The organism is Spirulina sp. CS-785/01, assembly GCF_028330525.1.
Lineage (GTDB): Bacteria > Cyanobacteriota > Cyanobacteriia > Cyanobacteriales > Spirulinaceae > JAQMSD01.
The window spans coordinates 1-4,142 of sequence record NZ_JAQMSD010000121.1; the positions used below are offsets into that span (position 1 = coordinate 1).

At 45.0% G+C, this 4,142-nt stretch carries 4 protein-coding genes; 1 reads left to right on the top strand and 3 read right to left on the bottom strand.

Features of this window, described 5'->3' with window-relative positions; genetic code table 11:
* Nucleotides 1-130: 130 nt before the first annotated feature.
* From PN462_RS07370 to PN462_RS07380, 3 genes are all read right to left on the bottom strand, one after another.
* Nucleotides 131-1,012: an ABC transporter permease gene (locus tag PN462_RS07370; protein ID WP_272127408.1), complete on the bottom strand. Its 882-nt coding sequence runs from the start codon at nucleotides 1,010-1,012 to the stop codon at nucleotides 131-133.
* A 79-nt stretch (nucleotides 1,013-1,091) separates the two neighbouring features.
* The gene (locus tag PN462_RS07375; protein ID WP_272127409.1) at nucleotides 1,092-1,877 is read right to left on the bottom strand and encodes an ABC transporter ATP-binding protein; all 786 of its coding nucleotides are present in this window, start codon (nucleotides 1,875-1,877) and stop codon (nucleotides 1,092-1,094) included.
* A 28-nt stretch (nucleotides 1,878-1,905) separates the two neighbouring features.
* Nucleotides 1,906-2,931, bottom strand: coding sequence for an ABC transporter substrate-binding protein (locus PN462_RS07380; RefSeq protein ID WP_272127410.1), 1,026 nt, complete (start codon nucleotides 2,929-2,931; stop codon nucleotides 1,906-1,908).
* 242 nt (nucleotides 2,932-3,173) lie between these two features.
* Between PN462_RS07380 and PN462_RS07385 the strand changes: the two genes are divergently transcribed.
* Nucleotides 3,174-4,121, top strand: a complete 948-nt coding sequence (locus PN462_RS07385) for an L-lactate dehydrogenase (protein ID WP_443029096.1) — start codon at nucleotides 3,174-3,176, stop codon at nucleotides 4,119-4,121.
* The last annotated feature ends 21 nt before the right edge of the window (nucleotides 4,122-4,142 follow it).

The window sequence follows — 4,142 nt, forward strand, 5'->3', positions numbered from 1 at the left end:
AATATCCTTTGTCAAATATTTAGGAGCGTCGGGAAATAGCCCTTTGTGTCCTTTGTGTCTTTGTGGTTCAATCACCCATCACCCATCACCAATCACCAATCACCAATTACCAATCACCAATCACCCAACACTAATTTTCCCGTTTCACGGCACTTTCATGCCAGTCTTTCAGTAAAAAATCTGATAACAGGGTTAAAAGGCTGAATATTGCCACCCCCAAGACACTGATTAAAAATAACGCTGCAAACATTCGGGGGATTTGTAAATTATAACTGGACATTAAAATTTGATAGGCTAACCCCGACTTAGCCCCCCCAGTTCCGGCGACAAATTCCGCGACAACTGCCCCAATTAAGGCTAATCCTCCGCTAATGCGTAAGCCACTTAAAAAGTAAGGTAAGGCACTGGGAAGCCTTAGATAAATTAAGGTTTGCCAAGGGGAGGCTTCATATAGTTTGAATAGGTTTTGTAGATTAGGATCAATGCTTTTGAGTCCTAGGGTGGTGTTAGAAATGATGGGAAACAGGGCGACAATCCACGCACAGACTACTAAAGCGGCAAAAGTGTTGTTTTGTAGCCACATGATAATTAAGGGCGCGATCGCAACAATCGGCGTAGTTTGCAAAATTACCGCATAGGGGAAAAAACTACGCTCAATCCATTTATTTTGTGTAAATAAAATAGCAATAATTAACCCCGATAAAGCCGCTAATCCAAAGGCCGCTAAAGTAATTCTTAAAGTAATCAATAAAGAAGGCCATAAACTGCCCCATTCGTCAAGTAAAGTTTGAGCCACTAAACTCGGTTTGGGTAAAATATAAGGGGGGGTTTCTGTAATCCCAACTAAAATCTCCCAAGTGATGAGAAAAATAACCCCTACTATAATCGGAGAAATGACTTCAAGAGAGAACAGTTGTCTCAAAGTTTGGCCTAAAGTTTGGCCTATTTTAGCAGACAAGGGTTGAGTAGATAACGGAGTTTGAGACTTAGACTTTGTGGGAGATTCTGCCATACTTAATAACTGCAAGGAACAAGAAAAATCAAAAAGGGAATAAAGAACCAAAAATTATTACAATTTAGGATAACTTTGACTAAATCCAAGGGGCTTTATTATGAATCGCTTCCTGTAAAGCATGGCCCACCTTACGACAATATTCATTACACAATTGAGAAGTCCGAAACTCCTCACTACGGGGATAAGGCGCATTAATGGGAATATCCGCAAACACCCGCCCCGGACGGTTACTCATTACCACCACTCGATTAGAAAGATACACCGCCTCATAAATATTATGGGTTACAAAAACTACCGTCCATCGCCGTTCTTCCCATAACTCCAAGAGATCACGATTTAACTGACTGCGAGTAATTTCATCTAACGCCCCGAAGGGTTCATCCATTAATAATAATTGGGGTTGATTGACTAAGGCTCGCGCAATGGAAACCCGCATTTTCATGCCCCCAGATAATTGCCGAGGATAAGTCTTTTCAAACCCCGTTAACCCCACTCGATGGATAATCTCTTGGGCTGCTTGGCGGGACGCACGGGAGGAAAAATGGGCTAACTTGAGAGGGAGACGGATATTGTCTAACACCGTTGCCCAAGGCATCAAAGCCGCATCTTGGAAAACAAAAGCAATGTCTTGTTTATCGGGTTGGAGATATCGCGCGATCGCGCCCGAATTCACCTCCCCCAACCCCGCAATCAAACGCAAAACCGTACTTTTCCCACATCCCGAAGCCCCCACCAAACTGACAAACTCCCCCCTCCGAACCTTCAAATTAAAGTCCTTTAAAGCCACCGTACCATTACGATACACCTTACGAACTTGGTCTAAAATCAGAGCAGGAGACTGATCCGGCAGAGAAGCATTCATAACAAAAATTCTGGGTTAAGAGCAAACATTATTCAAGAGATTGGCCAATGAAATCCAACGTAAACGCCTGAGTATAATCAATCTCCGGCTCAAACACCCCCGCATCGGCCATTATCTCAAAAAAGGACTGCCAACGCTCTTGGGTCATCATACCAATTCCTTGATCCTCCGCATCCCCAGAAATCACAATCCCATGTTCCTTCATCTGGGCCAACCCGTACTCCAATTGTTCATCCGTCATTTCCGGATTAGCTTCCTTAATCAACGCATTCCCCGCTTCGGGACTTTCCAGATAGCTATACCACCCCTTAATCGACGCATCCACAAAACGCTGCACCAAATCAGGATTCTCCTCAACCAACGCCTTGCGAGTCTCAATCGTCGTCGCATAGGGATCATAGCCATAATCCGCCAACAAAAACACCAGAGGTTCAAACCCCCCCTCTTTTCTAATCTTCAACGGTTCAGACGACAAATACCCCTGTTGCGCCGCATTTTCATTGGCCAAGAAAGGGCCAACCGTAAAATTGTAAGGACGCTTCTGCTCATCCGTAAAGCCAAATTTTTCCTTGAGAAACGGCCAAAACGTCGTATTGGCCGCCGCCGAAATATAAATAGGTTGCCCCTGCAAATCTTCTAACGTCTTCACCCCCGTATCGGGATGAGCAATAATCACTTGGGGGTCTTTTTGAAACATCGCGGCCACTGTAATCTTAGGGATATCCTCCGCAACAGCGCGAATGGCATCAGCCCCAAACCCCATAAAAAAGTCCACCCCTTCAGACATCAAGAGTTGTGTCCCATTGACCTGGGGGCCTCCCATTTTAATCGTCACATCCAAGCCATATTCTTGATAAATCCCCGTAGCAACAGCTTGATAAAACCCCCCATGTTCAGCTTGAGCATACCAATTTGTGCCATAGGTCACTTTCTCCAGTTTTTTAGAAGCAGACCCATTTTCTGTACTAGAGGGAGACTGGTTGCCACAAGCCGCTACAAGGGTACTGGCAACGGCTAAGGAACTATACTGTAGGAAACGGCGGCGTTTGAGCATAGAGTTTGAATGAGGTAAGCGGAATATATTCTTAATTACTACTAACACATTCTAATTCTGCAAACTGTTCCCTAAAAATCAGGATAGATGAAACCGTCTCTTTTTAGATATTCCAGTGATGAACCAAACCAGTCTAGTCCCCTTCTTCTGATCTTCCCTCATTTTCTCCTTAAAATGCGAATAGTTAATCACTCACCCCATAACACTTCATGTTCACTTCTATTCCCGTTGATGAAAGCCAAATGAACGCCCGCATCCCCCGAAAATGTGTCCTTGTGGGGGCTGGACAAGTGGGGATGGCCTGTGCCTATTCTCTGGTAATTCAAAATTTAGTCGATGATCTGCTACTGGTTGATCTCAACCGAGAGCGAGTGGAAGGGGAAGTCATGGACTTACTTCACGGAATTCCCTTTGTCGCCCCTACCAATATCCACGCTGGCACAATGGCCGATGGGGCCGGGGCAGATTTAGTGATTATTACCGCCGGGGCCAACCAAAAACCAGGGGAAAGTCGTTTAGACTTGGTGCAACGTAATACGGAAATCTTTAAAAATTTAATTCCTGATGTGGTGAAGTATTGTCCGGGGGCGGTTATACTCATTGTCACCAATCCTGTTGATATTATGACCTATGTTTCCTTGAAAGTCTCTGGGTTGCCTCCCTCGATGGTGTTTGGGTCGGGAACGGTGTTAGATACGGCACGCTTTCGCTATTTATTAGCCCAGAAATTTCACCTTGATCCGCGCAGCATTCACGGGCATATTATCGGGGAACATGGAGATAGTGAAGTTCCGGTTTGGAGTAAGGTGAATGTAGCGGGGATGCCCTTGTTTCAGGATGGGGAGTTGTCCGGCGGAGAACCGGAGGAGTTTCGCCACATTTTCGATCAGGTGAAAAATGCGGCCTATGAGATTATTAAGCGAAAAGGGGCTACCAGTTATGCAATTGGGTTAGCGGTGAGTCATATTGTGGAAGCGATTTTACGGGATCAAAATCGAATTATGACGGTGAGTACCTTAATCGAGAATTTTGGCGGCATTGAAAATGTCTGTTTGAGTTTACCGTCGGTGGTGAGTCGCTGCGGGGTGAACCGGGTGTTAAATCTAGATTTATCCCACCGAGAAACTCAGCAGTTAAAGCAATCAGCCACTATTTTACAGGAGACGATTGGGAAAATTAATTTTGGGTAATTGGTAATGGGAGATGGGGGA